Genomic DNA, 21,720 nt, shown 5'->3' on the forward strand with positions numbered 1-21,720 from the left:
AACACACGGTACCGGAGTATATGAATCACCCGGCGAGCGGCAGCAAAAAAGCGGATTCGGGGCCTCGAAGTGGCCCTTCGGTCTCTCGCTTAGAGTCCGGCCGTCGAGACGAGGAGCAGCGCGAACACCACGAGGTGTTTCGACTCGCCGGCGATGGCGAGCCGTCCGGGCGCGTTCGTCCGACCGACGAACCACGCGAGGACGAGCGCGTAGCCGAGCCCGACGAGGATCGCTCCCGCGAGCGCGACCGTGAGGGGACCGAACGCGAGCGTCAGGACGACGAACGCGACGAGGAACAGGTCCAGCCCGTACAGTGCGTGTCGCGTCCGTCGGATCCCGAAGACGACGGGGAGCGTCGAGACGCCGTCTGCGGCGTCGGCCTCCACGTCTCGCACGTTCGGGATCTCCGTGTTAACGAACGTGTCGACGAGGAAGTAGACGAACACGACCCCGGAAAGCGGCGTGATCGCGGCCTCGGCGAACGCCAGCGGGAGGCCGACGACCGCGATCGCCCACGCCGAGGCGACCATCGCCGAGTTCACCACGAGCACCTGTTTCAGCCGTTTGAACCGCCGCCCGAGCGTCGGGAACCAGTCGGAGGCGTAGAGGATCCAGAACCCTCCGGGAAGGAGGGTGATCGCGAGCGCGACCGGGCCGCCGGTGATCGCGAGCGCGATTGCGACTCCGTAGGCACCGGCCGTGAGAAGGGATAGCGCTTCGCGGTGGCGCGTCACGAACGCGCTCCGCTCCGGCGTCGAGAGCGCGTCGCCCTCGGCGTCGGCGATCCTGTCGCCGGCGTACACGGAGAAGGTGACGAGGCCGACGACGACGGGGGCCGGACTCAGCGGCAGCGACAACACCACGTGAACGGTCAACACCTCGACCATCGCGATGAACACTAGGTAGGCGGAACTGTACGTCAGAACGTCTTTGATCCGGGAACAGGCGTGCGCGAGCGACGCGGACACCTCGCCGCGCCGCGAGACGATGTCGTCCGCGTGCGCCGCCGGATCGTTCGTTTTGCTAGCCATGGGTTCGACGGCGACCACTCACCGGACGCCCCGGAGGGCCGCCGTGTCGAACGTGTGACCCCGAATTCCTCAATGGGTGGGTCGGTTCGGCTGCGGAAACACTGAACGCGCCGCTTGTCGGCCGTTTCGCGATCCCCGTCGCTCCGGATCCCCCGGCCCGCCGTCGCGGGGACCGCCACCACGGCGAGTGCCCGCCGCGGCCAGCGCGATGGCACCGGGGAGCGCCGCGATCGCAGTCACATCACGAATGTTTCACGTTCCGTGTTTATTTACTACCCCGGTAGTTGTTGATCGCGGCCGCTGCTGGTTGGGCGGTGTTCGAGCCTTGTTACCGCTCGTTTCGTCCCCCGACGGTTCGAATCGACCATAGGCCTTTTTGGTAATGTGACTGGAACTACGGGTGATGCTTCCAACCGCCGCCGACACCATCTCACGAGACGGGAAATCGCTTATCCTCGCGTACGACCACGGGCTCGAACACGGCCCGGTCGACTTCGACCCGAATCCCGACACCGCCGACCCGGAGCGGGTGTTCGAGCTGGCGACCCACGACGCGGTCACCGCGATCGCCGTGCAAAAGGGGCTCGCGGAGGCGTACTACTCGGACTACGAGGACGCGGTATCGCTGCTGTTGAAGATGAACGGCACCTCGAACCTCTGGATGGGAGAGCCGGACACGCCCGTCAACTGTTCGCCCGAGTACGCCGCCGAACTCGGAGCCGACGCCGTCGGGTTCACGCTCTACGGCGGCTCGAACAACGAGATCGGCATGGCAGAGGAGTTCCGCGAGGTCCACGAGGGGGCACGCGAACACGACATGGGCGTCGTCATGTGGGCGTACCCCCGCGGACAGGGCGTCCGAAACGAGACCGACGACAGGACGATCGCGTACTCCGCCCGGATCGCTCACGAGCTCGGCGCTGACATCGCGAAGGTGAAGTACCCGGGCTCGCCGGACGCGATGGCCGAGACGGTCAGGATGTCGGGACGAACGGACGTCGTCATGTCCGGCGGCTCGAAGACGAACGACGAGTCGTTCCTCCGCACGGTCGAGTCCGCGATGAACGCGGGCGCGTCCGGCCTCGCGGTGGGGCGGAACGTGTTCCAGCGCGACAATCCGACGGCGATCCTCGACGCGTTAGAACTCGTCGTCTTCGAGGGCGCGTCCACGGAGGAGGCGCTCTCCGAGACCGACGCGGGAGCGTGACCGATGGACGACGCTCGCGACGCCGAGGGCGGCGCTGAATCGGTCGTCGACGCGGTGTTCGACGCGGTCGCGGCCATCGCTCCCGAGATCCGCGCCGCGCTCCCCGGCCGCCGCGTCGAGAGCGGCACCGAGAACGCCTCCGGCGAGACCGTGATGGCCGGCGACCTGTACGCCGACGAGCTGCTCGGCGAGGCGATCACCGCGGTCGACGGCGTCGGCTCGTTCGTCAGCGAGGAGCGCGAGACCGCCGTCGACGCCGGCGGCTCGGTCGGTGACGGCGCGTACGCGGTCGCGATCGACCCGCTCGACGGCTCCTCGAACCTCCGGTCGAACAACGCCATGGGGACCGTCGTCGGGGTCTACGACGCCCCGCTGCCCGCGACCGGGCGCGACCTCGTCGCCGCCGGCTACGTGCTCTACGGCCCGATCACGACGATGGTTATCGCCGACGAGTCGGGCGTGCGCGAGGAGGTGGTCGAATCGGACGCCGACGGAAACGACGCCGCCGACAGCGGGGTCACCCGCACGGTCGTCGAGGACGACCTGCGGCTCCCCGCCGACCCCACCGTCTACGGCTTCGGCGGTCGCGTGCCCGACTGGCCCGACGACTTCACTGCCTACGCCCGCGAGATAGAAGACGAGCTGAAGCTGCGCTACGGCGGGGCGATGGTCGGCGACGTGAATCAGGTGCTCACTTACGGCGGCGTGTTCGCGTACCCCGCCCTCGTCGACGCGCCGGACGGGAAGCTCCGGCTTCAGTTCGAGGCGAACCCGATCGCTTACATCGTCGAACGCGCGGGCGGCGCGGCCTCCGACGGCAGGATCGACGTCCTCGACGTCGAGCCCGAGGGGCTCCACGACCGCGTTCCGCTGTACGTCGGCAACGAGGCGCTTATCGAGCGTCTGGACGCCGCGCTCTCGGACTGACCCGCCCGCAGACGCCGCCCCGGCCGCTACACCGCGCCGATCCACCCGACACCGACGAGGTCGGCGGCGCTTCCGATCCCGAGCGAGACCGCGATCCCGACCGCCAGAAGCGCTCCCGCATACACGGCGGAACCGACCAGCGACGCCGCGGCGAACCGCGGAGCGGAGACCGACGAGGCGTTCGCGGTGGGGACGGCGAACCACCCTCGCGTCCCGGGGACCGCGTTCGAGGCCGCCACCGCCGGTAGTCCCCACCGGTCGAGCCAGCGGCCCGCCCCGTCGAGCGTGTCGTCGCCGAGCGAAACGAGCGGAAGCGACGCGGGGTCGGCGTCGTATCGGCGGACGGCCGCGAACACGACGGATTGGCCGACGGTCGCACCGATAACCGCCGCGGCGAACACCGGCACGACCGCGACGGCCTCGACGCCGACGGCGACGACGGACGCGACGAACAGCGTCCGCGCCGGGAGCACCTTGCCGACGAGCGCGCCCTCCAGCGCGAACACGGCGAAGACCGCGACGGCCCCGTAGCTGTCGACGAGGGCGAGCGCAGTCGCGGCGTGAGAGCCGAACACGCCTCTTCTCCGTGGTCACCACGTATAGAGACATCGTGAGAACTGCTATCTGTGGCCACCGCGCTATGGACTCGACTCATCTGATCCGATCTGATCCCGCACACGGGGGGCCGTGAGCAGCGAGCGGGTCCGGGGCCGCTACCGCGGATATATGTTCGTCCCGACCGCGATGTCACCCATGATCGATCTCGGCGTCAAAGCCCCCGATTTCGCGGCCCCCGCCGCCCGCGCGCTCACCGCCGACGGCGGCGGCGCAGCGCAGGTGGAGCTGTTCCGGCTCGTCGACGCCCACGAGGCGGTCGTCCTCGCGTTCGCGCCCGCGACGTTCGTTCCCACCTGCACGGCCGCGCTCGCCGCGGTCAGGGACGCGGGCTGGGCCGACCGCGACGACCTCGCCGTCGTCGCCGTCACGGGCGACTCGCTGTACGCGGGATTCGCGTACGGCGACCGATTCGACCTCTCGTTTCCGGTCGTCTCGGACTTCCACGGGCAGATCGCCGAGTCGTACGGGCTGCTCGCCGAGTCGTGGGAGGGCCACGCCGATATCCCGCGCCGAGCGACCGTCGTGGTCGACGCGGACTGGACCGTCCGGTTCGCCGAGGCGGCCGTGGACCCTCTCGACCGCCCCGCGCCCGCGCCGGTCGAGAACGCGACCGCGATGCTCCGCGAGTCGGGCGTCGACGTCGACCGCCCGCGCGTGAACTACGACGGGCCGTGGTGAACGGGCCGTGGCGAGACCCCCGGAATCGCTCACACCACCGATCTCACACTTCACACCTCCGGCACAGCCGGCGCGCGCCGAGGAGCGCCCGACGGGCGCGAACTCGACCGCGCGAGGGAGTTGCGAGCGGTGCGAGGTGCGAACGAAGTGCGTACCTCGGTACGCGAGCGGCGAAGCCGCGAGCAGCGAGCAACGAGGCTGGGGAGGTGTGAGGTGCGGTTCGGTGCGGTTGCAGTCCGGATGGGGCTCTGTGCGTGTCCGGTTCATCGTCCTCGATCGGGGTCGGACCGAGGTCAGATCGGGGCGACCGTTCTTTGTGTCTCACGAAGACACACACATACACGATGCCCTCCATCCTCTCCGACCTCGTGTTTACAGAGCCGTCCGGCCGGGGCAACGCGCTCGTCCAGTTCGCGGGAGCACTCGCGTTCCTCGGACTGTACGGTTACTCCGGACTCGCCGGTAACGCCGGGTCGAGCGGCTGGTTGCTCGTCATGGCTCTCGGGGCAACCCTGGCCGGAATCGCCGAGTCCCTCCCGAGCCACCGGCACCGCACGGCCGGCGTCCTTCGCCTGACGGCGATCGCCGTACTGCTGTGTCTGCTCGTCGCCGTCGTCTTCGCTCCGGAGTTCGTCGTCGAATAGCGTTCACACTCTCGGTGATTGCTCTCACCGCGTTCGAGAAATGCACCGGCCGAGATTCCCGTGAGCGAAGCGAACGGGTGTACGGGCGATGCGCGATCGTAGGGAGTGCACCGGCCGAGATTTGAACTCGGGTTGCAACCATGGCAAGGTTGCGTGATACCACTACACTACCGGTGCGTGCTTCGCAGTCGATCATAGCCAGAGTGAGAGATATAAGCGTTCCGAACGCCGGATGCCGACCCTCGCCGCAAGCGTCATCCGACTGTCCCTCTACCGTTCGACACGAACCGACGACCCCCATGACGAACTCCGACTCCTTCCCGCACGCCGATAGACGCACCGCCCTCCGAGCGACCGCCGGCCTCGCGGCGCTTTCCGTCGCCGGCTGTCTCGGCGGCGGCGCGAACGGCAGCGACGGATCTGACGGCACAGCGGACGGCGACGCGTCGGGGGACGGCGCGTCCGCAGACGACGGAGTCGACGTCGACTACGCGGTCGAGCGCGTCGCGGAGGGGTTCGAGAACCCGTGGGGGATCGCCTTTCTGCCCGACGACGGACGGTTGCTGGTCACCGAGCGCCCCGGCCGGCTCTCGCTCGTCGACCCCGCGGACGGCTCGACGACGTCGGTCGCGGGCGCGCCGGAGGTCTTCTCGCGCGGGCAGGGCGGACTGCTCGACGTCACGATTCACCCCGAGTTCCCGGACGACTCCCGGGTGTACCTCACGTACGCGGCGACAGACGACTCGGGCGCGGCGGCGACGCACGTCGGGAGCGGTCGGCTCCGGCTCGACGGTTCCGACGCGCCGGCGCTCGACGGGTTCGGGTCGATCCGCGTCGCGGAGCCGTTCCGCGACTCCGAGTTGCACTTCGGATCGCGGGCGACGTTCGGCCCCGACGGCGCGCTGTTCGTCACGGTGGGCGACCGGCGGGACACGGAGTTCGGCCCGGGCCACGTCTCACAGGACCGGTCGAACGAACTGGGGTCGACGCTCCGGCTGACCGCAGACGGCGACCCCCATCCGGACAACCCGTTCGTCGACGACTCGGGCGCGCGCGACACGATATACAGCTACGGCCACCGCAACCCGCAGGCGATGGCCGTCCGGTCCGAAACCGGACGGATCTGGCAGTGCGAGCACGGCGAGCGCGACGGCGACGAGATCAACGTCATCGAACGGGGCGGCAACTACGGGTGGCCGGTCGCCAGCGAAGCGTGTAACTACGGGACCGACGAGCGCGTCGCCCCGAGCCACCGTGAGCGCGGCGACGTGGTCGCGCCGGTCCACTACTGGCCCTGCGGATCCGGCGGCTTCCCGCCGAGCGGCGCGGTGTTCTACGACGGCGACGCCTTCCCCGAGTGGCGCGGCGACCTGTTCGCGGGCACGCTCGCCGCGCAGTACCTCGGTCGATTCACCGTCGAGGGTGCGGGCGCTACCGACGCCACGGTGGTTGAGCGGGAGCCGCTGCTCGCCGACCGCGACTGGCGCGTCCGGGCGCTCGCGGTCGAGCCGACCACCGGACACCTCTTCGTCGCCGTCGACGCCGCGGACGCGCCGGTGGTCCGAATCGTCCCGGCCTGAACCTCGCGGATCCAGACCACACTAGCCGAACTGTCGATCCGTGCCACGCGTTCGCTCGATCGCGAGGCCGAATCACCTGTCAGGGGCCGTGTGAACGCTCCACAGCCCGGAAACGGGACCGCTACCCTTTTACGATGCCGTCCGAAATCGAGGGGTACAGTCTCGCCACGATGCGTACCGAAGACGGACTCACGATATGCGTTCCGTCTTCGGTCGTCCGGGAGGCCGAGGACGATCGCGAGGCGACTCGCAAACTCGGCTACGTCGCCCGTGCGGCGGCGGTGTTCCGGGCGGATCGACTGGTCGTCTTCCCCGACGGGGAGGGCGAACGGCGACGGGGTGGCGAGTACGTCCGGACTGTGCTGGGGTACGCCGCGACTCCGCCGGGGCTCCGAAAGGACCTCTGGGGGGAGCGCGACGAACTCCGGTACGCCGGCGTGCTCCCGCCGCTCCGCGTGCCGTGGCGGACCGGCTCGACCCCGAGCGGGGAAGAGTCGAAAACACAGGGACTCGTGACCGAGGTCGGACCTGAAGGCCGCGTCCGGGTCAATTCCCCGCTGCGGGAACACCCGATCTCCCTGCTCGTTCCCTCCGGAATGGAGGTCGAGCCGGGAGAGCGCGTCACCATCAGGGTCTCTTCGAGAGAACCGGTCCGCGCCCGCATCACCGGGAAGCCGGAGGACGGTTTCCAGGTCGTGGCCGCGGACCTATCGGAAGCGCTCGCCGGCGACGGACTGACCGTCGCCACGTCGCGACACGGGGAGGAACTCTCCGTCTCGCGGCTCGGCGACGTCGTCTCGGACGCGCGAAAGGCCGGCGGCTACACCGTCGCCTTCGGTGCGCCCGAGCGGGGGCTTCCGGAGATGCTCGGGCTCTCGCCCGACGACATTCGGGCGGCCGTCGCCGACGGCCGCCCGGTCGAACCCGATCCGGGGTTCGACCTCTGGCTGAACACGATCCCGGCACAGGCGAGCGAGGTCGTCCGGACGGAGGAGGCTCTGTTCGTGACTCTCGGCTCGCTCACACTCACGGAGTAAACACATGCCACAACCAAGCCGACCACGAAAAGGCTCGCTGGGCTACGGCCCGCGGACCCGCGCCGACAGCGAGGTGCCGCGTATCCGTTCGTGGCCAGACGACGACGGAGCCCCCGCGCTACAGGGCTTTGCCGGCTACAAGGCCGGGATGACGCACGTCGTCATGGTCAACGACGAGGCCAACTCGCCGCGTGAGGGGATGGAAGAGTCCGTCCCCGTCACGGTCGTCGAGACGCCGCCGATGTACGCGGTGGCCCTGCGCGCCTACGAAGAGACGCCGTACGGACAGAAGCCGGTCGAAGAGGTCTGGGCGACCGAGTTCCACGAGGAACTCGACCGCGCGCTCGACCTCCCGGCGGAAGACACCTTCGAGGAGGACGCCGACGCGCTCCGCGAACTGCTCGACGACGACGTCGTCGACGACGTTCGCGTCATCACGCACACGGCTCCCTCGGAGCTTTCGAACGTACCCAAGAAGAAGCCCGACGTGATGGAGACCCGAGTCGGCGGCGGCTCCCTGGAGGAGCGCGTCGACTTCGGGCTCGATCTCGTCGCGGAGGGCGGCGCCCACGAGTTCGGCGACGTCTTCCGCGCGGGACAGTACACCGACGTGTCGGGCATCACGAAGGGGAAGGGGACGCAGGGTCCCGTCAAACGCTGGGGCGTCCAAAAGCGGAAGGGCAAACACGCCCGCCAGGGATGGCGGCGTCGGATCGGCAACCTCGGTCCGTGGAACCCCTCCCGCGTGCGCTCCACCGTTCCCCAGCAGGGGCAGACCGGCTACCACCAGCGCACCGAGCTCAACAAGCGCCTCATCGACTTCGGCGAGGGCGACGACGCCTCCGTCGACGGCGGCTTCGTCAACTACGGCGAGGTCGACGGCGAGTACGCGCTGATCAAGGGCTCGCTGCCGGGACCGGACAAGCGCCTGCTGCGCTTCCGCCCGGCCATCCGGCCGAACGACCAGCCGCGCCTCGACCCCGAGGTCCGGTACGTATCCACCGCATCCAACCAGGGATAATTCATGAGCACAACAGTACACGACCTGGACGGCGGGGACGCGGGCAGCGTCGAGCTGCCGGCGATCTTCGAGACCGCGTTCCGACCGGACCTCATCGGTCGAGCGGTCGCCGCCGCACAGGCCAACCGGAAGCAGGCTTACGGTGCCGACGAGTTCGCCGGGCTGCGGACCCCCGCCGAGTCGTTCGGCTCCGGACGCGGGCTCGCACACATCCCGCGCTCCGAGAACGTCGCCCGCCGCGTCCCGAACGCCGTGTCGGGGCGCGCCGCGCACCCGCCGAAGGCCGAGAAGGACCAGTCGAAGAAACTGAACGACAAGGAGCGACAGCTCGCCATCCGGTCGGCCATCGCGGCCACCGCCGACGCCGAGCTCGTCGCGGAACGCGGTCACGCGTTCGACGAGGACCTCGACCTCCCGCTCGTCGTGAGCGACGAGTTCGAGGACCTCGAAAAGACCCAGGAGGCCCTCGGCGTCCTCGAAGCGGTCGGCGTCGACGCCGATATCGAGCGCGCGGAGGAGGGCCGTTCCGTTCGGTCCGGCCGCGGGAAGACCCGCGGGCGCAAGTACAGTCAGCCGAAGTCCGTTCTGGTCGTCACGAGCGAGGAGCCGTCCCGCGCCGCCCGCAACCTCGCGGGCGTCGACGTCGCGACCGCAGGCGAGGTCAACGCGGAGGACCTCGCGCCGGGCGCGCACCCGGGCCGACTCACGCTGTGGACCGAGAGCGCCGTCGAGGAGGTGGCCGAGCGATGAACTCGATCATCGAGCATCCGCTCGTCACCGAGCAGGCGATGAATCAGATGGACTTCAAGAACAAGCTGGTGTTCGTCGTCGACGTCGACGCGACCAAGCCGGAGGTCCGCGACGAGGTCTCCGAGCGGTACGACGTGCGCGTCGTCGACGTGAACACGCAAGTGACCTCGAAGGGCAAAAAGAAGGCGACGGTCACGCTCTCCGAGGACGACGACGCGACGGAGATCGCGTCGCGCATCGGGGTGTTCTGAGATGGGACGACGAATTCAAGGACAGCGGCGCGGACGCGGCGGCCCGACGTTCCGGGCCCCCTCCCACCGCTACAAGGCGGAACTGTCGCACAAGAAGCTCGAAGACGTGGACACGGTCACCGGCGAGATCGTCGGGATCGAACACGACCCCGCCCGCTCGGCTCCGCTCGCGGAGATCGAGTTCGAGGACGACGACCGTCGGCTCGTGCTCGCGCCGGAAGGCGTGCGCGTGGGCGAGACGATTCAGGTCGGCGTCTCGGCGGAGATCAAGCCCGGCAACACGCTCCCGCTGGCGGAGATCCCGGAGGGCGTTCCGGTCTGTAACGTCGAGAGTAACCGCGGGGACGGCGGGAAGTTCGCGCGCGCCTCCGGCGTGTCGGCGACGCTTCTCACCCACGACCGCGACGTCGCGGTCGTCCAGCTCCCCAGCGGGGAAGTCAAACGGCTCGACCCCCAGTGCCGCGCCACGATCGGCGTGGTCGCCGGCGGCGGTCGGACGGAGAAGCCCTTCGTCAAGGCCGGTAACAAGCACCACAAGATGAAAGCGCGCGGGACCAAATACCCGCGCGTGCGCGGCGTCGCGATGAACGCCGTCGACCACCCCTTCGGCGGCGGTGGTCGCCAACACCCCGGCCAACCGAAGTCGGTCTCGCGGGACGCCCCGCCGGGACGGAAGGTCGGTGACATCGCATCCAAGCGCACCGGACGAGGTGGCAACAAATGAGTTCAGATTACCGCACCGGCCGCGAGGGCAAAGAGTTCGCCTACCGCGGTCACTCGCTCGACGAGCTGCAGGAGATGGACGTAGACGAGGTCGCGGAACTGCTCCCCGCACGCCAGCGGCGAAGCATCGTTCGCGGGCTCGGGACCGAACAGCAGAAGCTGCTGGAGACGGTCCGGAGTCGCGACGAGGAGACGACGGCGGACGACCCGATCCGGACGCATCTCCGCGACATGCCGATACTTCCGGAGTTCGTCGGCGTCACCTTCTCCGTGTACAACGGACACAGCTTCGAGCGCGTGCAGGTCGAACCCCAGATGATCGGGCACTACCTCGGTGAGTTCCACCTCACTCGAAGCACCGTCGAACACGGTCAGGCCGGCATCGGCGCGACCCGGTCCTCGAAGTTCGTGCCCCTCAAGTAACCCATGGGAATCAATTACAGCGTCGAGGCCGACCCGGAGACCACCGCCAAGGGGATGCTCCGCGACCGGCCCATCAGCGTGAAGGACAGCAAGGAGATCTCCCGGGAGATCAAAGGCGAGACTGTCGCCGACGCAGAGGAGTTCCTCCAGGAAGTCATCGACGAGGAGACGTCGGTGCCGATGCGCCAGCACAACGCCGGCGCGGGCCACCGCTCCGACATCGACGGCTGGGACGCGGGACGGTACCCCGAGAAGGCCGCCAAGGACTTCCTCAAACTCTTGGAGAACGTCAAGAACAACGCGGACGAACAAGGGTTCGACGGCGACGCGATGGTCATCAAACACGTCGCACCGCACAAGGTCGGCGAACGCCCCGGACGCAACCCGCGTGCCGCGGGCGCGACGCAGTGGAACACCACGCTCGCCGACGTCGAGCTCATCATCGAGGAACCGGAGGCTGACGACTAATGGCAGACGAACACCAATTCATCGAGGACGGCCTGCGCCGTTCACAGATCAACGAGTTCTTCGCGGACGAGCTCGGCCGCGCCGGTTACGGCGGCATGGACGTCGCTCAGACGCCGATGGGGACGCAGATCGTCCTGAAGGCCGAAAAGCCCGGCATGGTGATCGGGAAGGGCGGGAAGAACATCCGTAAGATCACCACCGAGCTAGAGGATCGCTTCGACATGGACGATCCGCAGATCGACGTTCAGGAGGTCGACGAGCCCGACCTGAACGCCCAGATCGTCGCGGACCGTCTCGCGAACGCCCTCGAACGCGGCTGGTACTTCCGGAAGGCCGGCCACACGACGATCGACCGCATCATGGACGCCGGCGCGTTAGGCGCTGAGATCGTCCTCTCCGGGAAGGTCACCGGCGCGCGCTCGCGCGTCGAGAAGTTCAACCGCGGCTACATCAAGCACAACGGTGAGCCCGCGGAGGAGGTCGTCGACCACGGTCAGGGCGTCGCGGTGATGAAGCTCGGGACGATCGGCGTCAACGTGAAGATCATCCCGCCGGGCGCGCAGCTTCCGGACGACTTCGACGTCCGCGAGGACGCCGAGGTGCCGGAGGTCGAGCAGGCGGCGGCCGACGCCGACGAAGGCGTCGAGTCCCTCCTCGAAGAGGAGCCCGAAGAGGTGCCGGACGTCGGCGCCGACGAGGACGTCGACGTCCCCGACGAAGACCCCGCCGATGTCATCGACGAGGAGGTCGTCGAGGAGGTCGTCGAGGAGACCCAAGAGACGGCCGAGGACGCGACCGATGTCGCCGCCGAGGAACCGGTCGGCGACGCGGACGCGGACGACGTCGACGAGCTCGATGAAGAGATCGAAGAGGAGGCCGCGGACCTCGTCGCAGAGATGGAAGCGGCCGACGAAGACGAGGAGGACGAATAATGGCTATCCTCTACACCGAGGAGATCCGCGACATGACCGCGGCGGAGCGGCAGGTCGAACTCGAAGAGCTCGAGACCGAACTGCTCAACTCGAAGGCGCAGCGGGCCGCGGGCGGAATGCCCGAAAGCCCCGGTCGCGTCAACGAGCTGAAGAAGACGATCGCGCGGATCAAGACGATCCAGCAGGAAGAAGACGACTTCGACGACGAATAACGATGATCTCTCCCGACACCCTCGTACGGCACGAACTCGTCGGCCTCCCGGTTCGGGTGGTCGACGCCGACAGCGACGCCCACGTTGGCGTCGCCGGTCGCGTGTCGTCCGAGACGTTCGGAACCCTCGTGGTCCGAACGGCGTCGGGGGACAAACGCGTGCCCAAGTCGGGCGCGACGTTCGAGTTCGGTGTCGTCGATCGACCGACCGTTCACACAGATGAAGCCGCCGACGACGGCCAGTCGTCGGGGTCCGCGTCCCAACTCGGGTCGGATACTACGGGGGTTCGCCCCCGTCAGTCTGGCCCGTCCGGGCCCACGGGCGTCGTCGACGGTGACGACGCGGGGCCGGCGAGCCGACAGGGCGAGTGCAAAGACGTGGTCTACGCGACGGTGGATGGCGATCGGTTGCGGTATCGACCCGCCGAACGCACCGAACGAGGTGTCACACAATGGCGATAGGAATCGACGTACCCACGCCTCCGGAGCCAGACAACCCGGAGGATTACGACTACGAGAAGTGCCCGTTCTACGGGCAGCTCTCCGTCCGCGGCCAGACCCGTGAGGGAACGGTCGTGTCGACGGATATGGAAAAGACCGTCATCGTCGAGCGAGAATACGACGTGTTCGTACCGAAATACGACCGGTACATGAAGCGTCGCTCGCGCATCCCGGCTCACGTGCCGGGCGTGCTCGACTCGCTCGAAGTCGGTGACGAAGTGAAAATCGCGGAGACGCGACCGCTCTCGAAGACGAAATCACACGTCGTCGTCGAGAACCTGACGGGTGATCTGTGATGGAGGCGCTCAAAGCCGACGTCACGCAGGGGCTCTCGAAGGGCTCTCTCATCACGTGCGCCGACAACACCGGCGCGCGCGAGCTGAAGGTCATCTCCGTGTCGGGCTACTCCGGCACGAAGAACCGCCACCCGAAGGCAGGTATCGGCGACAAGGTGACCGTCTCGGTCACCAAGGGAACCCCGGAGATGCGGCGGCAGGTGCTGGAGGCGGTCGTCGTCCGCCAGCGCAAGCCGATCCGCCGTCCGAGCGGAACCCGCGTGAAGTTCGAGGACAACGCGGCCGTCGTTATCGACGACCTCGAAGAGCCCCGGGGCACGGAGATCAAAGGCCCCATCGCTCGCGAGGTCGCCGAGCGATTCGGGAGCATCGCCTCGACCGCGACGATGATCGTCTAATCATGACGAACCAGCCACGCAAACAGCGAAAACGGTCGGAGACCGCGCCGCTCCACGAGCGGCAAAAGCAGGTTCGGGCCACTCTCACGGACGACCTCCGCGAGGAGTACGGCCAGCGGAACGTCCGCGTCAACGCCGGCGACACCGTCGAGGTGCTTCGCGGCGACGCGGCCGGAACGGAGGCAGAGGTCGTCTCCGTCGACTTGTCCGCAGAACGGATCACCGTCGAGGACGTCACCGTCGAGAAGGCGGACGGAGAGGAAGTTCCCCGTCCCCTCCCGGCGAGTAACGTCCGGGTGACCGATCTGAACCTGGAAGACGATCGCCGGGAGGCGCGGCTCCAGGAGGATAACGAATGACGCGACATCAGAAGCGACTGGCAGTACCGAACTCCTGGCCGGTCGAGCGCAAGACCGACACGTTCACCGTCAAGGCCGACGCCGGCCCGCACGGTGAGGCGGGCGTTCCGCTCGTCGTCCTGCTACGGGACGTGCTCGGATACGTCGACTCGACGAAGGAGGCGCGCTACGCGCTGAACAACGACTCGGTCCTCGTCAACGGGGACGCCATCTCGGACGAGCAGCGTCCGATCGGGATGTTCGACATCCTGGCGTTCCCCGAGCGCGGGGAGTACTTCCGCGTCTTCCCCGACGAGGGCGGTCGGCTCGCGCTGACTCCCGTCGACGAGGAGGCCGCCGGAAGCCGGCTCGGAAAGATCACGAACAAGACCGTCGTTCCCGGCGGGGACGTCCAGCTGACGCTCCACGACGGGACGAACGTCCGCGTCGACGTCGGCACCGAGTACGACACCAAAGACTCGATCGTCGTCGACAACGAGTCGAAGGAGATCGTCGCCCACTTCGAGTACGAGGAGGGCGCACTCGTCACCGCCGTCGCCGGCCAACACGCCGGTCGCATCGGCGAGGTCGACGAGATCGACGTGACGCTCGGGTCCGGGTCCAACACCGTCACCGTCGGCGACGACGCCGACGGCTACGAGACGGTCGAGGAGTACCTCGTCGTCATCGACGAGAACTTCACCGGCGACGACGCCGAGGAGGCGGGTGATTCGGATGAGTGAATCCGAGAGCGCCGCACACGAGATGCGCGAGCCGTACCTCGAGAAAGTCGTCGTCCACATGGGCGTCGGGCAGGGCGGTGAACCCCTCGCCGACGCCGAGGAGATCATCGAGGAGATCACGGACCAGCAGTCGGTCCGGACCACCTCGAAGCGCACTATCGCCGAGTTCGGCATCCGCAAGGGCGACCCGATCGGCGTCAAGGTGACGCTGCGGGGCGAGGACGCACACGCGTTCTTAGAGACGGCACTGGACATCGTCGACGTCGACCAGAGCCAGTTCGACGACACCGGCAACCTGAGCTTCGGTGTCGAGGACCACACCGACTTCCCGAGCCAGGAGTACGATCCCAGTATCGGGATCTACGGGCTCGACGTGACGACGACGATCGTCCGCCCCGGCTACCGCGTCTCCAAGCGCGACAAGGGCACCACGTCGATCCCGGCCAGCCACCGAATGACCGCCGAGGACGCGGCCGCGTTCCTCGAAACGAACTTCGACGTCGAGGTAACGGCATGAGTGAAGCGAACAACGAGACGGGCGAACACGCCGCAAAGCGCACCGATTCCCGGCACACCTGCCGGCGGTGCGACCGCGAGCAGGGACTCGTCGGCAAGTACGATATCAACCTCTGCCGGCAGTGCTTCCGCGAGGTCGCCCGAGACATGGGATTCGAGAAGTACAGCTGAACATGACGGGAAACGATCCATTCACCAACGCGCTCGCCGGCATGGACAACGCCGAGAGCGTTGGCCATCTGTCGTACACGGTTGAGCCCGCCTCCAACATCATCGGCTCCGTCCTCGAGGTCCTCTACGACCGCGGGTACGTCGACGGCTTCGAGTACGTCGACGACGGGAAAGCCGGGAAGTTCGAGGTCGAACTGAAAGGCGCGATCAACGAGTGTGGCGCCGTCAAGCCCCGCTATTCGGCGGGCGCAGACGAATTCGAGAAGTGGGAGAAGCGATACCTCCCCGCCCGTGACTACGGGACGCTCATCGTCACGACGAGCCACGGCGTCATGAGCCACTACGAGGCCCGCGAAGAGGGCATCGGCGGCCAAGTGATCGCATACGTCTACTAACAATGAACAGAGTCGAAATCGAGATTCCGGACGACGTCTCCGCAGAGACCGACCACCTCGAACTCACCGTCGAGGGTCCCAACGGGAGCGTCACGCGACGCCTCTGGTACCCCGACGTCGAGGTCACGGTCGAAGACGGCGTCGTCGTTGTCGCCTCCGAGAACGAGGACGCGAAGACGAACGCCACGGTCGGCACCTTCGAGAGCCACGTCGCCAACATGATCCACGGCGTCACCGACGGATGGGAGTACACGATGGAAGTGTACTACGCCCACTTCCCGATGCAGGTGACCGTGGAGGGCGACGAGGTCGTCATCGAGAACTTCCTCGGAGAGCGCGCACAGCGACGCACGCCCATTCGCGGAGACACGGACGTACAGATCGACGGCGAGACGGTCACGCTTTCGGGCTCCGACAAGGAGGCCGTCGGGCAGACCGCCGCCGACATCGAACAGCTGACGAAGGTGACCGACAAGGACACGCGCGTCTTCCAAGACGGCGTGTACATCGTCGAGAAACCCACCGGAGGTGCCTAACCGATGGCAGACGAACTGGAAGACATCAGCGGTGTCGGTCCCTCGAAGGCGGACGCGCTTCGCGAGGCCGGCTACGAGACGGTCGAGGACGTGAAGGCTGCCTCTCAGTCGGAACTCTCCGAGGTCGACGGCGTCGGGAACGCGCTCGCCGCGCGTATCAAAGCCGACGTCGGCGGCCTGGAGGTCGACGAGGAGGCGGACGCGGAGATCGAAGACGAGACCGATGAGGAGGAGGCCGCGGAGGCCGAATCCGACGAAGCGGTCGAGACGGAGCTTCGCCCCCGCGGTCACGCCGACAAGACGCCGGATCTGGACGACGAGACCGCTCGCGCGCTCGCACAGAAGCACCGCGAGGGGAAACCGCAGTTCAACCGGCAGGACTACCACAAGAAAAAGCGGATCCCGACGTCGTGGCGCAAGCCGCGAGGCGGGCTCTCCAAGCAGCGCCGTCGCATGAAAGCGAAGGGTCCGGTCGTCGAGGCTGGGTTCCGTTCGCCGAAAGCCTCGCGCGATCTGCATCCGAGCGGCTTCGAGGAGGTCCGCGTGCACAACACGGACGACCTCGAAGGCGTCGACGGCGACAGGCAGGCGGTGCGGATCGCCTCGAAAGTCGGTGGTCGCAAGCGCGAACTGATCGAAGACGAGGCGGAAGAGCGCGGCATTCGCGTGCTCAACCCGACCTATATCGAAGTGGAGGTCGACGATGAGTGACCTGAAAGCGCAGAAACGACTCGCAGCGGACGAGCTCGACGTCGGCAAGGGCCGCGTCTGGCTCGACCCCGAGGCACAAGAGGAGATCGAAGACGCGATCACCCGCGAGGATATCCGTGACCTGATAGATCAGGGGACGATCCGCGCGAAGGACGCGAAGACGAACTCTCGCGGTCGGGCCCGCGAGCGCGCGGAGAAGCGCTCGTACGGCCACCAGTCGGGTGCCGGCACCCGGAAGGGGCGATCCGGCGCACGACAGAACACGAAAGACGACTGGAAGGCGCGGATCCGCGCACAGCGCGCCCGCCTGAAGGAACTCCGCGACGACGAGGACGTCCTCGACGCAAGCGAGTACCGCACGCTCTACAACAAGGCGAGCGGTGGCGACTTCGAGGACGTCGCGCGACTGGAGGCGTACATCCAGACGCAGTACGGTTACGAGGTGACAGAGTAATGGCGACAGGACCACGATACAAGGTGCCGATGCGCCGCCGCCGCGAGGTCCGGACGGATTACCACCAGAGGTTGCGCCTGCTGAAATCGGGCAAGCCTCGCCTGGTCGCTCGGGTGAGCAACGCTCACGTCAGGGCGCAGCTGATCACGCCCGGATCCGACGGCGACGAGACCCACGCGGCCGCCTCCAGCGAGGACCTCGCGGAGTACGGCTGGGACGCCCCCACGGGCAACCTCCCCAGCGCGTACCTTACGGGGTATCTCGCGGGCGCTCGCGCCGTCGACGCCGGCCTCGACGAGGCCGTCCTCGACATCGGGCTCAACACGGCGACCCCCGGCAACAAGACGTTCGCAGTACAGGAAGGAGCGATCGACGCCGGCCTCGAGATCCCGCACAACGACGACGTGCTGGCCGACTGGTCGCGTACGCGTGGCGAGCACATCGCCGCGTACGACGAGCAGCTCGACGAGCCGCTGTACAGCGGCGATTTCGACGCGGCCGACCTACCCGAGCACTTCGACGACGTGCTCGCGACAATCCAGGAGGACCATGAGTAGACACAACGACGGCTGGGAACCGCGGACGCGGCTCGGCCGCAAGGTACAGAACGGCGATATCTCGTCGATGGAACAGGCGCTCGACTCCGGGCTCCCGCTGAAGGAGGCCGAGATAGTCGACCAGCTACTTCCGGGCCTCGAAGACGAGGTGCTGGACATCAACATGGTCCAGCGTATGACCGACTCCGGCCGGCGCGTGAAGTTCCGCTGTGTGGTCGCCGTGGGCAACCGCGACGGCTACCTCGGGTACGCGCAGGCCCGCGACGATCAGGTCGGCGGTGCGATCCAGAAGGCGATCGACGTCGCGAAGCTGAACATCATCGAGGTGGACCGCGGCTCCGGCTCCTGGGAGGACCAGCCCGGCGGCACGAACTCCCTCACCCGAAAGGCCGAGGGGAAAGCCGGCTCCGTCACCGTCGAGATCAAGCCCGCCCCGCAGGGGCTCGGGCTGGCGGCGGCAGAGACCGTTCGGAACATCTTGGAGCTCGCCGGCGTCGAGGACGCCTGGACGAACTCCGACGGCAACACGCGCACGACCGTGAACCTCGCGAAGGCGACGTTCAACGCCTTAGAGAACGCGGCGCAGTCCCGCACTCCCCAACACGCGCGAGAAGTCCACTACGACGAGGTGAGCGAGTGATGCAAGCGATCGTGCAGCTCCGCGGCGACGTGAACCTCGAATACGGCGTCGAGGACACGCTCGACATGCTGAACGTCGGGCGCGTCAACCACGCGACGTTCGTTCCGGAGACGGACTCGTACCGGGGCATGATCACGAAGGTGAACGACGTCGTCGCCTTTGGCGAGCCGAGCGTCGACGCGGTCGCGCGGACCATCGCGCGCCGCGGCGAGCCGCTCGACGGCTCCGCCGACATCGACGACGAGTGGATCGACGACAACACCGACTTCGCCGACCTGGACGCGCTGGCCGAGGCGCTCGTCGACGAGGAGACGTCTCTGCGAGAGCAGGGCCTCTCGCCGACGCTGCGACTCCACGCCCCCCGCGGCGGTCACGAGGGCATCAAACACCCGGTGATCGAGGGCGGCGAGCTCGGGAAACACACCACCGAGGAGATCGATTCCCTCCTGGAGGCCATGCGATGACGAGCAAGAAACGCAAACAGCGTGGGTCTCGAACCCACGGCGGCGGAACGCACAAGAACCGACGCGGTGCCGGTCACCGCGGCGGTCGCGGCGCGGCCGGCCGCGCGAAACACGAGTACCACAACTACGGTCCGCTCGGTAAACACGGGTTCAAGCGCCCGGAGGACTCTCAGACGGACGTCCTCGAAGTCAAGGTCCAGAAGCTCGACGAGGACGCGGCGCTGTACGCCGCGGAGGGCCTCGCCGAGGAAGACGGCGACGCGTACGTCATCGACGCGCGCGACGTCGTCGACGACGGCTACGAGGCCGACGTCGTGAAGGTGCTCGGCGGCGGACAGGTCCGCCGCGAGCTTCGCGTCACGGCAGACGCGTTCACCGCTGGCGCGGTCGAACTCATCGAGGAGGCCGGCGGCGCGGCGACGCTCTCTGAGCGCGCCGAGGCCGCTGCCGAATCAGAAAACACTTCAGACGACGAGGCCGACGAGGCGTAATCATGAGCTGGAAGGAGGCCGCCGAACCGGTGCTCTCGCGGATGCCAGTCGTGGAGCGGCCGGCGGGTCACGTCCCGTTCAAACGGAAGCTCACGTGGACGGCAGGTGTCCTGATCGTCTACTTCTTCCTGACCAACATCAACCCGTTCGGGTTGGCGGTCGGGCAGGGGTCTGACTTCTTCGGGCAGTTCCGGTCGGTCCTCGCCGGCTCGTCCGGCTCGCTGCTGCAGGTCGGTATCGGTCCGATCGTCACGGCGTCCATCGTCCTGCAGCTTCTCGGTGGCGCAAACCTGCTTGGGCTCGACACGGACGACCCACGCGATCAGGTGCTGTATCAGGGCCTCCAGAAGCTGCTGGTGATCATCGTCTCCGCGCTCACCGCTGCACCGATGGTCTTCACGGGAGAGTTCCTCCCGGCAGACCCGGCCGTCGCGCAGTCGCTCGGCATCGGCGTGTTCGGCGTCGAGCTGCTGATATTCGCCCAGATCTTCGCCGGCGGTGTCCTCATCCTGTTCATGGACGAGATCGTGAGCAAGTGGGGCGTCGGCTCCGGCGTCGGGCTGTTCATTATCGCCGCGGTCAGCCAGCAGATCGTCGGTGGCTTCTTCAGCTTCTCGGCGCTCGGTGCGAACGGATTCTTCGCCAACTGGTACGCGCTCATCTTCGGCGGCAACCCGAGCACGCTGTCGCCGTTCACGAGCGAGGGGCTCCAGAATCTGCTCTTCGATCCGGGTAACATCCTCGCGCTGTTCACGACGCTTTTCATCTTCGGAATCGTCGTGTACGCCGAGTCGGTTCGGGTCGAGATTCCCCTGTCACACGCCCGGGTAAAGGGTGCCCGCGGACGCTTCCCGGTGAAGCTCATCTACGCGTCCGTCCTGCCGATGATCCTCGTTCGCGCGCTGCAGGCGAACATCCAGTTCCTCGGACAGATCCTCTCCTCGCAGTGGGCGGGGATGCCGGCGTGGCTCGGAGAGTACAGCCAGCAGGGCCAGCCCATATCCGGGCTGTTCTACTACCTGAATCCGATCCAGACGCGGAGCGAGTGGATGTGGTTCCTCGGCGAGATCCCGGCGAGCGTCGAGCCGTGGATGATCGCCGTTCGGCTCGGGATCGATCTAACCTTCATGATCGTCGGCGGAGCCATCTTCGCCATCTTCTGGGTGGAAACGACCGGGATGGGCCCGGAAGCGACCGCACAGCAGATCCAGGGCTCCGGGATGCAGATTCCCGGCTTCCGTCGGAATCCGCAGGTCGTAGAGAAGGTGATGGAACGGTACATCCCGCAGGTGACCGTCATCGGCGGTGCGCTGGTCGGGTTCCTCGCCGTCATGGCGAACCTGCTCGGCACCATCGGCGGCGTCTCCGGAACCGGCCTGCTGCTCGCGGTCTCCATCACGTACAAGCTGTACGAGGAGATCGCCGAGGAGCAGTTGATGGAGATGCATCCGATGATGCGCCAGATGTTCGGAAACGAATAGCATAGACGCCGCCACTCGCGGCACTGCGCTGCAGCGATCTCATTTTTTGAACCGCTCGACGACTAGCGACCGAACTCTCGACTACTGCTCGGCGCGTCTACCGCCCGTCGAATCCGCCGAGCTACCGGTACCCGTTCGCGATGCTGTCCACCGTTCATACCACTTTAGGCCGGCCCAAAACGAAATACTCTTATTTATTTAGGCTGGCCTAAAATATATGGGAGACGATCCGTCGGATCGCGGGAGAACAGACGCGGGACGGTCACGGACGTACGATCCCGGGGCGGACCCGTCAGCGCAGGCGGAGTCATCTCAGGACGACTGTGGATCTGCTATGCTGGCCCGCGCGTGGGTCATCGCCGCACGGTACGGTGACCCGACAGCGTACGGGATCCCGGAGCCTCCGTCGATGTCCGTCTCGGAGACGGACGCCGGCGGGATCGCGCTGTCGACGGCGGCTGGAGCCGATCCGTTCATCCGAGCCGGAAACCCAGTTCCGATCCAGAGGTAACGGGCGGATCCTCTCT

Annotated in this window: 33 protein-coding genes and 1 tRNA gene; 31 read left to right on the forward strand and 3 right to left on the reverse strand. The window is 67.4% G+C overall.

Annotation, left to right across the window (positions count from 1 at the left end):
• Nucleotides 1–89 precede the first annotated feature (89 nt).
• Nucleotides 90–1,031: a UbiA family prenyltransferase gene (locus NO930_RS03155; RefSeq protein WP_137783923.1), complete on the reverse strand. Its 942-nt coding sequence runs from the start codon at nucleotides 1,029–1,031 to the stop codon at nucleotides 90–92.
• A 403-nt stretch (nucleotides 1,032–1,434) separates the two neighbouring features.
• Here NO930_RS03155 and NO930_RS03160 point away from each other — a divergent pair, with 403 nt between their 5' ends.
• Together NO930_RS03160 and NO930_RS03165 are read left to right on the forward strand one after the other, a co-directional pair.
• A complete protein-coding gene (locus NO930_RS03160; RefSeq protein ID WP_137783922.1) occupies nucleotides 1,435–2,238 on the forward strand; it encodes a class I fructose-bisphosphate aldolase in 804 nt (267 codons plus the stop codon).
• 3 nt (nucleotides 2,239–2,241) lie between these two features.
• Complete coding sequence (locus NO930_RS03165) at nucleotides 2,242–3,165, forward strand: class 1 fructose-bisphosphatase (protein WP_256402463.1); 924 nt, start codon at nucleotides 2,242–2,244, stop codon at nucleotides 3,163–3,165.
• A 26-nt stretch (nucleotides 3,166–3,191) separates the two neighbouring features.
• On the opposite strand, the gene NO930_RS03170 is transcribed toward NO930_RS03165, so the two are convergent.
• On the reverse strand, nucleotides 3,192–3,740 hold the full coding sequence (locus tag NO930_RS03170; RefSeq protein ID WP_256402465.1) for a DedA family protein: 549 nt from the start codon (nucleotides 3,738–3,740) through the stop codon (nucleotides 3,192–3,194).
• A gap of 178 nt (nucleotides 3,741–3,918) precedes the next feature.
• Between NO930_RS03170 and NO930_RS03175 the strand changes: the two genes are divergently transcribed.
• Both NO930_RS03175 and NO930_RS03180 read left to right on the forward strand, forming a co-directional pair.
• Nucleotides 3,919–4,461, forward strand: a complete 543-nt coding sequence (locus tag NO930_RS03175) for a redoxin domain-containing protein (protein ID WP_256402466.1) — start codon at nucleotides 3,919–3,921, stop codon at nucleotides 4,459–4,461.
• Nucleotides 4,462–4,805: 344 nt separating this feature from the next.
• Complete coding sequence (locus tag NO930_RS03180; RefSeq protein WP_137784307.1) at nucleotides 4,806–5,105, forward strand: DUF8011 family protein; 300 nt, start codon at nucleotides 4,806–4,808, stop codon at nucleotides 5,103–5,105.
• Between the two features lie 106 nt (nucleotides 5,106–5,211).
• On the opposite strand, the gene NO930_RS03185 is transcribed toward NO930_RS03180, so the two are convergent.
• Nucleotides 5,212–5,282: transfer RNA gene (locus NO930_RS03185), tRNA-Gly, on the reverse strand.
• 122 nt (nucleotides 5,283–5,404) lie between these two features.
• On the opposite strand from NO930_RS03185, the gene NO930_RS03190 reads away from it, so the two are divergent.
• The 27 genes from NO930_RS03190 (at nucleotide 5,405) to NO930_RS03320 (ending at nucleotide 21,704) form a co-directional block, all read left to right on the forward strand.
• Nucleotides 5,405–6,685, forward strand: coding sequence for a PQQ-dependent sugar dehydrogenase (locus NO930_RS03190; protein WP_256402467.1), 1,281 nt, complete (start codon nucleotides 5,405–5,407; stop codon nucleotides 6,683–6,685).
• Between the two features lie 170 nt (nucleotides 6,686–6,855).
• Nucleotides 6,856–7,722, forward strand: coding sequence for an RNA methyltransferase (locus NO930_RS03195; RefSeq protein ID WP_256402807.1), 867 nt, complete (start codon nucleotides 6,856–6,858; stop codon nucleotides 7,720–7,722).
• Between the two features lie 4 nt (nucleotides 7,723–7,726).
• Nucleotides 7,727–8,743 carry a 50S ribosomal protein L3 gene (locus tag NO930_RS03200; protein WP_256402468.1) on the forward strand — a complete coding sequence of 339 codons (1,017 nt, stop codon included), beginning with the start codon at nucleotides 7,727–7,729 and terminating at the stop codon, nucleotides 8,741–8,743.
• A 3-nt stretch (nucleotides 8,744–8,746) separates the two neighbouring features.
• Entirely contained in the window at nucleotides 8,747–9,493 is a 747-nt protein-coding gene (gene rpl4p, locus NO930_RS03205; RefSeq protein ID WP_256402469.1) for a 50S ribosomal protein L4, read from the forward strand.
• Nucleotides 9,490–9,744 carry a 50S ribosomal protein L23 gene (locus NO930_RS03210; RefSeq protein ID WP_256402470.1) on the forward strand — a complete coding sequence of 85 codons (255 nt, stop codon included), beginning with the start codon at nucleotides 9,490–9,492 and terminating at the stop codon, nucleotides 9,742–9,744. Before rpl4p ends, NO930_RS03210 begins: the two co-directional genes overlap by 4 nt.
• 1 nt (nucleotide 9,745) lies before the next feature.
• Entirely contained in the window at nucleotides 9,746–10,468 is a 723-nt protein-coding gene (locus NO930_RS03215; protein ID WP_256402471.1) for a 50S ribosomal protein L2, read from the forward strand.
• Nucleotides 10,465–10,890: a 30S ribosomal protein S19 gene (locus tag NO930_RS03220; protein ID WP_137784499.1), complete on the forward strand. Its 426-nt coding sequence runs from the start codon at nucleotides 10,465–10,467 to the stop codon at nucleotides 10,888–10,890. The genes NO930_RS03215 and NO930_RS03220 overlap by 4 nt, the downstream gene beginning before the upstream one ends.
• 3 nt (nucleotides 10,891–10,893) lie before the next feature.
• Nucleotides 10,894–11,358 (forward strand): 50S ribosomal protein L22, encoded by a 465-nt coding sequence (locus NO930_RS03225; protein ID WP_137784498.1) that lies wholly within the window; start codon nucleotides 10,894–10,896, stop codon nucleotides 11,356–11,358.
• Complete coding sequence (locus NO930_RS03230; protein ID WP_256402472.1) at nucleotides 11,358–12,290, forward strand: 30S ribosomal protein S3; 933 nt, start codon at nucleotides 11,358–11,360, stop codon at nucleotides 12,288–12,290. The genes NO930_RS03225 and NO930_RS03230 overlap by 1 nt, the downstream gene beginning before the upstream one ends.
• Nucleotides 12,290–12,502, forward strand: a complete 213-nt coding sequence (rpmC, locus tag NO930_RS03235) for a 50S ribosomal protein L29 (protein ID WP_256402473.1) — start codon at nucleotides 12,290–12,292, stop codon at nucleotides 12,500–12,502. Before NO930_RS03230 ends, rpmC begins: the two co-directional genes overlap by 1 nt.
• A 2-nt stretch (nucleotides 12,503–12,504) precedes the next feature.
• On the forward strand, nucleotides 12,505–12,963 hold the full coding sequence (locus NO930_RS03240; RefSeq protein WP_137783629.1) for a ribonuclease P protein component 1: 459 nt from the start codon (nucleotides 12,505–12,507) through the stop codon (nucleotides 12,961–12,963).
• Nucleotides 12,954–13,298 (forward strand): 30S ribosomal protein S17, encoded by a 345-nt coding sequence (locus tag NO930_RS03245; protein WP_137783628.1) that lies wholly within the window; start codon nucleotides 12,954–12,956, stop codon nucleotides 13,296–13,298. The genes NO930_RS03240 and NO930_RS03245 overlap by 10 nt, the downstream gene beginning before the upstream one ends.
• Nucleotides 13,298–13,696 (forward strand): 50S ribosomal protein L14, encoded by a 399-nt coding sequence (locus NO930_RS03250; RefSeq protein WP_049983218.1) that lies wholly within the window; start codon nucleotides 13,298–13,300, stop codon nucleotides 13,694–13,696. Before NO930_RS03245 ends, NO930_RS03250 begins: the two co-directional genes overlap by 1 nt.
• Nucleotides 13,697–13,698: 2 nt before the next feature.
• Nucleotides 13,699–14,055 carry a 50S ribosomal protein L24 gene (gene rplX, locus NO930_RS03255; protein WP_137783627.1) on the forward strand — a complete coding sequence of 119 codons (357 nt, stop codon included), beginning with the start codon at nucleotides 13,699–13,701 and terminating at the stop codon, nucleotides 14,053–14,055.
• Nucleotides 14,052–14,777, forward strand: coding sequence for a 30S ribosomal protein S4e (locus NO930_RS03260; RefSeq protein ID WP_137783626.1), 726 nt, complete (start codon nucleotides 14,052–14,054; stop codon nucleotides 14,775–14,777). The genes rplX and NO930_RS03260 overlap by 4 nt, the downstream gene beginning before the upstream one ends.
• Complete coding sequence (locus NO930_RS03265; RefSeq protein WP_256402474.1) at nucleotides 14,770–15,294, forward strand: 50S ribosomal protein L5; 525 nt, start codon at nucleotides 14,770–14,772, stop codon at nucleotides 15,292–15,294. The genes NO930_RS03260 and NO930_RS03265 overlap by 8 nt, the downstream gene beginning before the upstream one ends.
• Nucleotides 15,291–15,464 carry a 30S ribosomal protein S14 gene (locus tag NO930_RS03270; protein ID WP_049983214.1) on the forward strand — a complete coding sequence of 58 codons (174 nt, stop codon included), beginning with the start codon at nucleotides 15,291–15,293 and terminating at the stop codon, nucleotides 15,462–15,464. The genes NO930_RS03265 and NO930_RS03270 overlap by 4 nt, the downstream gene beginning before the upstream one ends.
• 2 nt (nucleotides 15,465–15,466) lie before the next feature.
• A complete protein-coding gene (locus tag NO930_RS03275; RefSeq protein ID WP_004047215.1) occupies nucleotides 15,467–15,859 on the forward strand; it encodes a 30S ribosomal protein S8 in 393 nt (130 codons plus the stop codon).
• Between the two features lie 2 nt (nucleotides 15,860–15,861).
• Nucleotides 15,862–16,395 carry a 50S ribosomal protein L6 gene (locus tag NO930_RS03280; RefSeq protein WP_256402475.1) on the forward strand — a complete coding sequence of 178 codons (534 nt, stop codon included), beginning with the start codon at nucleotides 15,862–15,864 and terminating at the stop codon, nucleotides 16,393–16,395.
• 3 nt (nucleotides 16,396–16,398) lie between these two features.
• Entirely contained in the window at nucleotides 16,399–17,106 is a 708-nt protein-coding gene (locus NO930_RS03285; protein ID WP_256402476.1) for a 50S ribosomal protein L32e, read from the forward strand.
• Entirely contained in the window at nucleotides 17,099–17,560 is a 462-nt protein-coding gene (locus NO930_RS03290) for a 50S ribosomal protein L19e (protein ID WP_256402477.1), read from the forward strand. The genes NO930_RS03285 and NO930_RS03290 overlap by 8 nt, the downstream gene beginning before the upstream one ends.
• Complete coding sequence (locus NO930_RS03295) at nucleotides 17,560–18,117, forward strand: 50S ribosomal protein L18 (RefSeq protein WP_049983211.1); 558 nt, start codon at nucleotides 17,560–17,562, stop codon at nucleotides 18,115–18,117. The genes NO930_RS03290 and NO930_RS03295 overlap by 1 nt, the downstream gene beginning before the upstream one ends.
• The gene (locus NO930_RS03300; RefSeq protein WP_137784204.1) at nucleotides 18,110–18,757 is read left to right on the forward strand and encodes a 30S ribosomal protein S5; all 648 of its coding nucleotides are present in this window, start codon (nucleotides 18,110–18,112) and stop codon (nucleotides 18,755–18,757) included. Before NO930_RS03295 ends, NO930_RS03300 begins: the two co-directional genes overlap by 8 nt.
• Entirely contained in the window at nucleotides 18,757–19,221 is a 465-nt protein-coding gene (locus tag NO930_RS03305) for a 50S ribosomal protein L30 (protein WP_137784205.1), read from the forward strand. Before NO930_RS03300 ends, NO930_RS03305 begins: the two co-directional genes overlap by 1 nt.
• Entirely contained in the window at nucleotides 19,218–19,712 is a 495-nt protein-coding gene (locus tag NO930_RS03310; protein ID WP_137784206.1) for an uL15m family ribosomal protein, read from the forward strand. The genes NO930_RS03305 and NO930_RS03310 overlap by 4 nt, the downstream gene beginning before the upstream one ends.
• 2 nt (nucleotides 19,713–19,714) lie before the next feature.
• On the forward strand, nucleotides 19,715–21,193 hold the full coding sequence (secY, locus tag NO930_RS03315) for a preprotein translocase subunit SecY (protein ID WP_256402478.1): 1,479 nt from the start codon (nucleotides 19,715–19,717) through the stop codon (nucleotides 21,191–21,193).
• Between the two features lie 217 nt (nucleotides 21,194–21,410).
• The gene (locus NO930_RS03320) at nucleotides 21,411–21,704 is read left to right on the forward strand and encodes a hypothetical protein (RefSeq protein ID WP_256402479.1); all 294 of its coding nucleotides are present in this window, start codon (nucleotides 21,411–21,413) and stop codon (nucleotides 21,702–21,704) included.
• The last annotated feature ends 16 nt before the right edge of the window (nucleotides 21,705–21,720 follow it).

The organism is Halorubrum salinum (assembly GCF_024494575.1).
GTDB classification, from domain to species: domain Archaea; phylum Halobacteriota; class Halobacteria; order Halobacteriales; family Haloferacaceae; genus Halorubrum; species Halorubrum salinum.

Coding starts and splice junctions, on each gene's coding strand:
- secY (WP_256402478.1), top strand. CDS start 19,715: ATGAGCTGGAAGGAGGCCGCCGAACCGGTGCTCTCGCGGATGCCAGTC.
- NO930_RS03190 (WP_256402467.1), top strand. CDS start 5,405: ATGACGAACTCCGACTCCTTCCCGCACGCCGATAGACGCACCGCCCTC.
- NO930_RS03200 (WP_256402468.1), top strand. CDS start 7,727: ATGCCACAACCAAGCCGACCACGAAAAGGCTCGCTGGGCTACGGCCCG.
- NO930_RS03155 (WP_137783923.1), bottom strand. CDS start 1,031: ATGGCTAGCAAAACGAACGATCCGGCGGCGCACGCGGACGACATCGTC.
- NO930_RS03285 (WP_256402476.1), top strand. CDS start 16,399: ATGGCAGACGAACTGGAAGACATCAGCGGTGTCGGTCCCTCGAAGGCG.
- NO930_RS03320 (WP_256402479.1), top strand. CDS start 21,411: ATGGGAGACGATCCGTCGGATCGCGGGAGAACAGACGCGGGACGGTCA.
- NO930_RS03195 (WP_256402807.1), top strand. CDS start 6,856: ATGCGTACCGAAGACGGACTCACGATATGCGTTCCGTCTTCGGTCGTC.
- NO930_RS03210 (WP_256402470.1), top strand. CDS start 9,490: ATGAACTCGATCATCGAGCATCCGCTCGTCACCGAGCAGGCGATGAAT.
- NO930_RS03300 (WP_137784204.1), top strand. CDS start 18,110: ATGAGTAGACACAACGACGGCTGGGAACCGCGGACGCGGCTCGGCCGC.
- NO930_RS03250 (WP_049983218.1), top strand. CDS start 13,298: ATGGAGGCGCTCAAAGCCGACGTCACGCAGGGGCTCTCGAAGGGCTCT.
- rpl4p (WP_256402469.1), top strand. CDS start 8,747: ATGAGCACAACAGTACACGACCTGGACGGCGGGGACGCGGGCAGCGTC.
- NO930_RS03295 (WP_049983211.1), top strand. CDS start 17,560: ATGGCGACAGGACCACGATACAAGGTGCCGATGCGCCGCCGCCGCGAG.
- NO930_RS03310 (WP_137784206.1), top strand. CDS start 19,218: ATGACGAGCAAGAAACGCAAACAGCGTGGGTCTCGAACCCACGGCGGC.
- NO930_RS03290 (WP_256402477.1), top strand. CDS start 17,099: ATGAGTGACCTGAAAGCGCAGAAACGACTCGCAGCGGACGAGCTCGAC.
- NO930_RS03275 (WP_004047215.1), top strand. CDS start 15,467: ATGACGGGAAACGATCCATTCACCAACGCGCTCGCCGGCATGGACAAC.
- NO930_RS03265 (WP_256402474.1), top strand. CDS start 14,770: ATGAGTGAATCCGAGAGCGCCGCACACGAGATGCGCGAGCCGTACCTC.
- NO930_RS03230 (WP_256402472.1), top strand. CDS start 11,358: ATGGCAGACGAACACCAATTCATCGAGGACGGCCTGCGCCGTTCACAG.
- NO930_RS03245 (WP_137783628.1), top strand. CDS start 12,954: ATGGCGATAGGAATCGACGTACCCACGCCTCCGGAGCCAGACAACCCG.
- NO930_RS03280 (WP_256402475.1), top strand. CDS start 15,862: ATGAACAGAGTCGAAATCGAGATTCCGGACGACGTCTCCGCAGAGACC.
- NO930_RS03225 (WP_137784498.1), top strand. CDS start 10,894: ATGGGAATCAATTACAGCGTCGAGGCCGACCCGGAGACCACCGCCAAG.
- NO930_RS03160 (WP_137783922.1), top strand. CDS start 1,435: ATGCTTCCAACCGCCGCCGACACCATCTCACGAGACGGGAAATCGCTT.
- NO930_RS03305 (WP_137784205.1), top strand. CDS start 18,757: ATGCAAGCGATCGTGCAGCTCCGCGGCGACGTGAACCTCGAATACGGC.
- NO930_RS03180 (WP_137784307.1), top strand. CDS start 4,806: ATGCCCTCCATCCTCTCCGACCTCGTGTTTACAGAGCCGTCCGGCCGG.
- rpmC (WP_256402473.1), top strand. CDS start 12,290: ATGGCTATCCTCTACACCGAGGAGATCCGCGACATGACCGCGGCGGAG.
- NO930_RS03175 (WP_256402466.1), top strand. CDS start 3,919: ATGATCGATCTCGGCGTCAAAGCCCCCGATTTCGCGGCCCCCGCCGCC.
- NO930_RS03215 (WP_256402471.1), top strand. CDS start 9,746: ATGGGACGACGAATTCAAGGACAGCGGCGCGGACGCGGCGGCCCGACG.
- NO930_RS03240 (WP_137783629.1), top strand. CDS start 12,505: ATGATCTCTCCCGACACCCTCGTACGGCACGAACTCGTCGGCCTCCCG.
- NO930_RS03270 (WP_049983214.1), top strand. CDS start 15,291: ATGAGTGAAGCGAACAACGAGACGGGCGAACACGCCGCAAAGCGCACC.
- rplX (WP_137783627.1), top strand. CDS start 13,699: ATGACGAACCAGCCACGCAAACAGCGAAAACGGTCGGAGACCGCGCCG.
- NO930_RS03260 (WP_137783626.1), top strand. CDS start 14,052: ATGACGCGACATCAGAAGCGACTGGCAGTACCGAACTCCTGGCCGGTC.
- NO930_RS03220 (WP_137784499.1), top strand. CDS start 10,465: ATGAGTTCAGATTACCGCACCGGCCGCGAGGGCAAAGAGTTCGCCTAC.
- NO930_RS03165 (WP_256402463.1), top strand. CDS start 2,242: ATGGACGACGCTCGCGACGCCGAGGGCGGCGCTGAATCGGTCGTCGAC.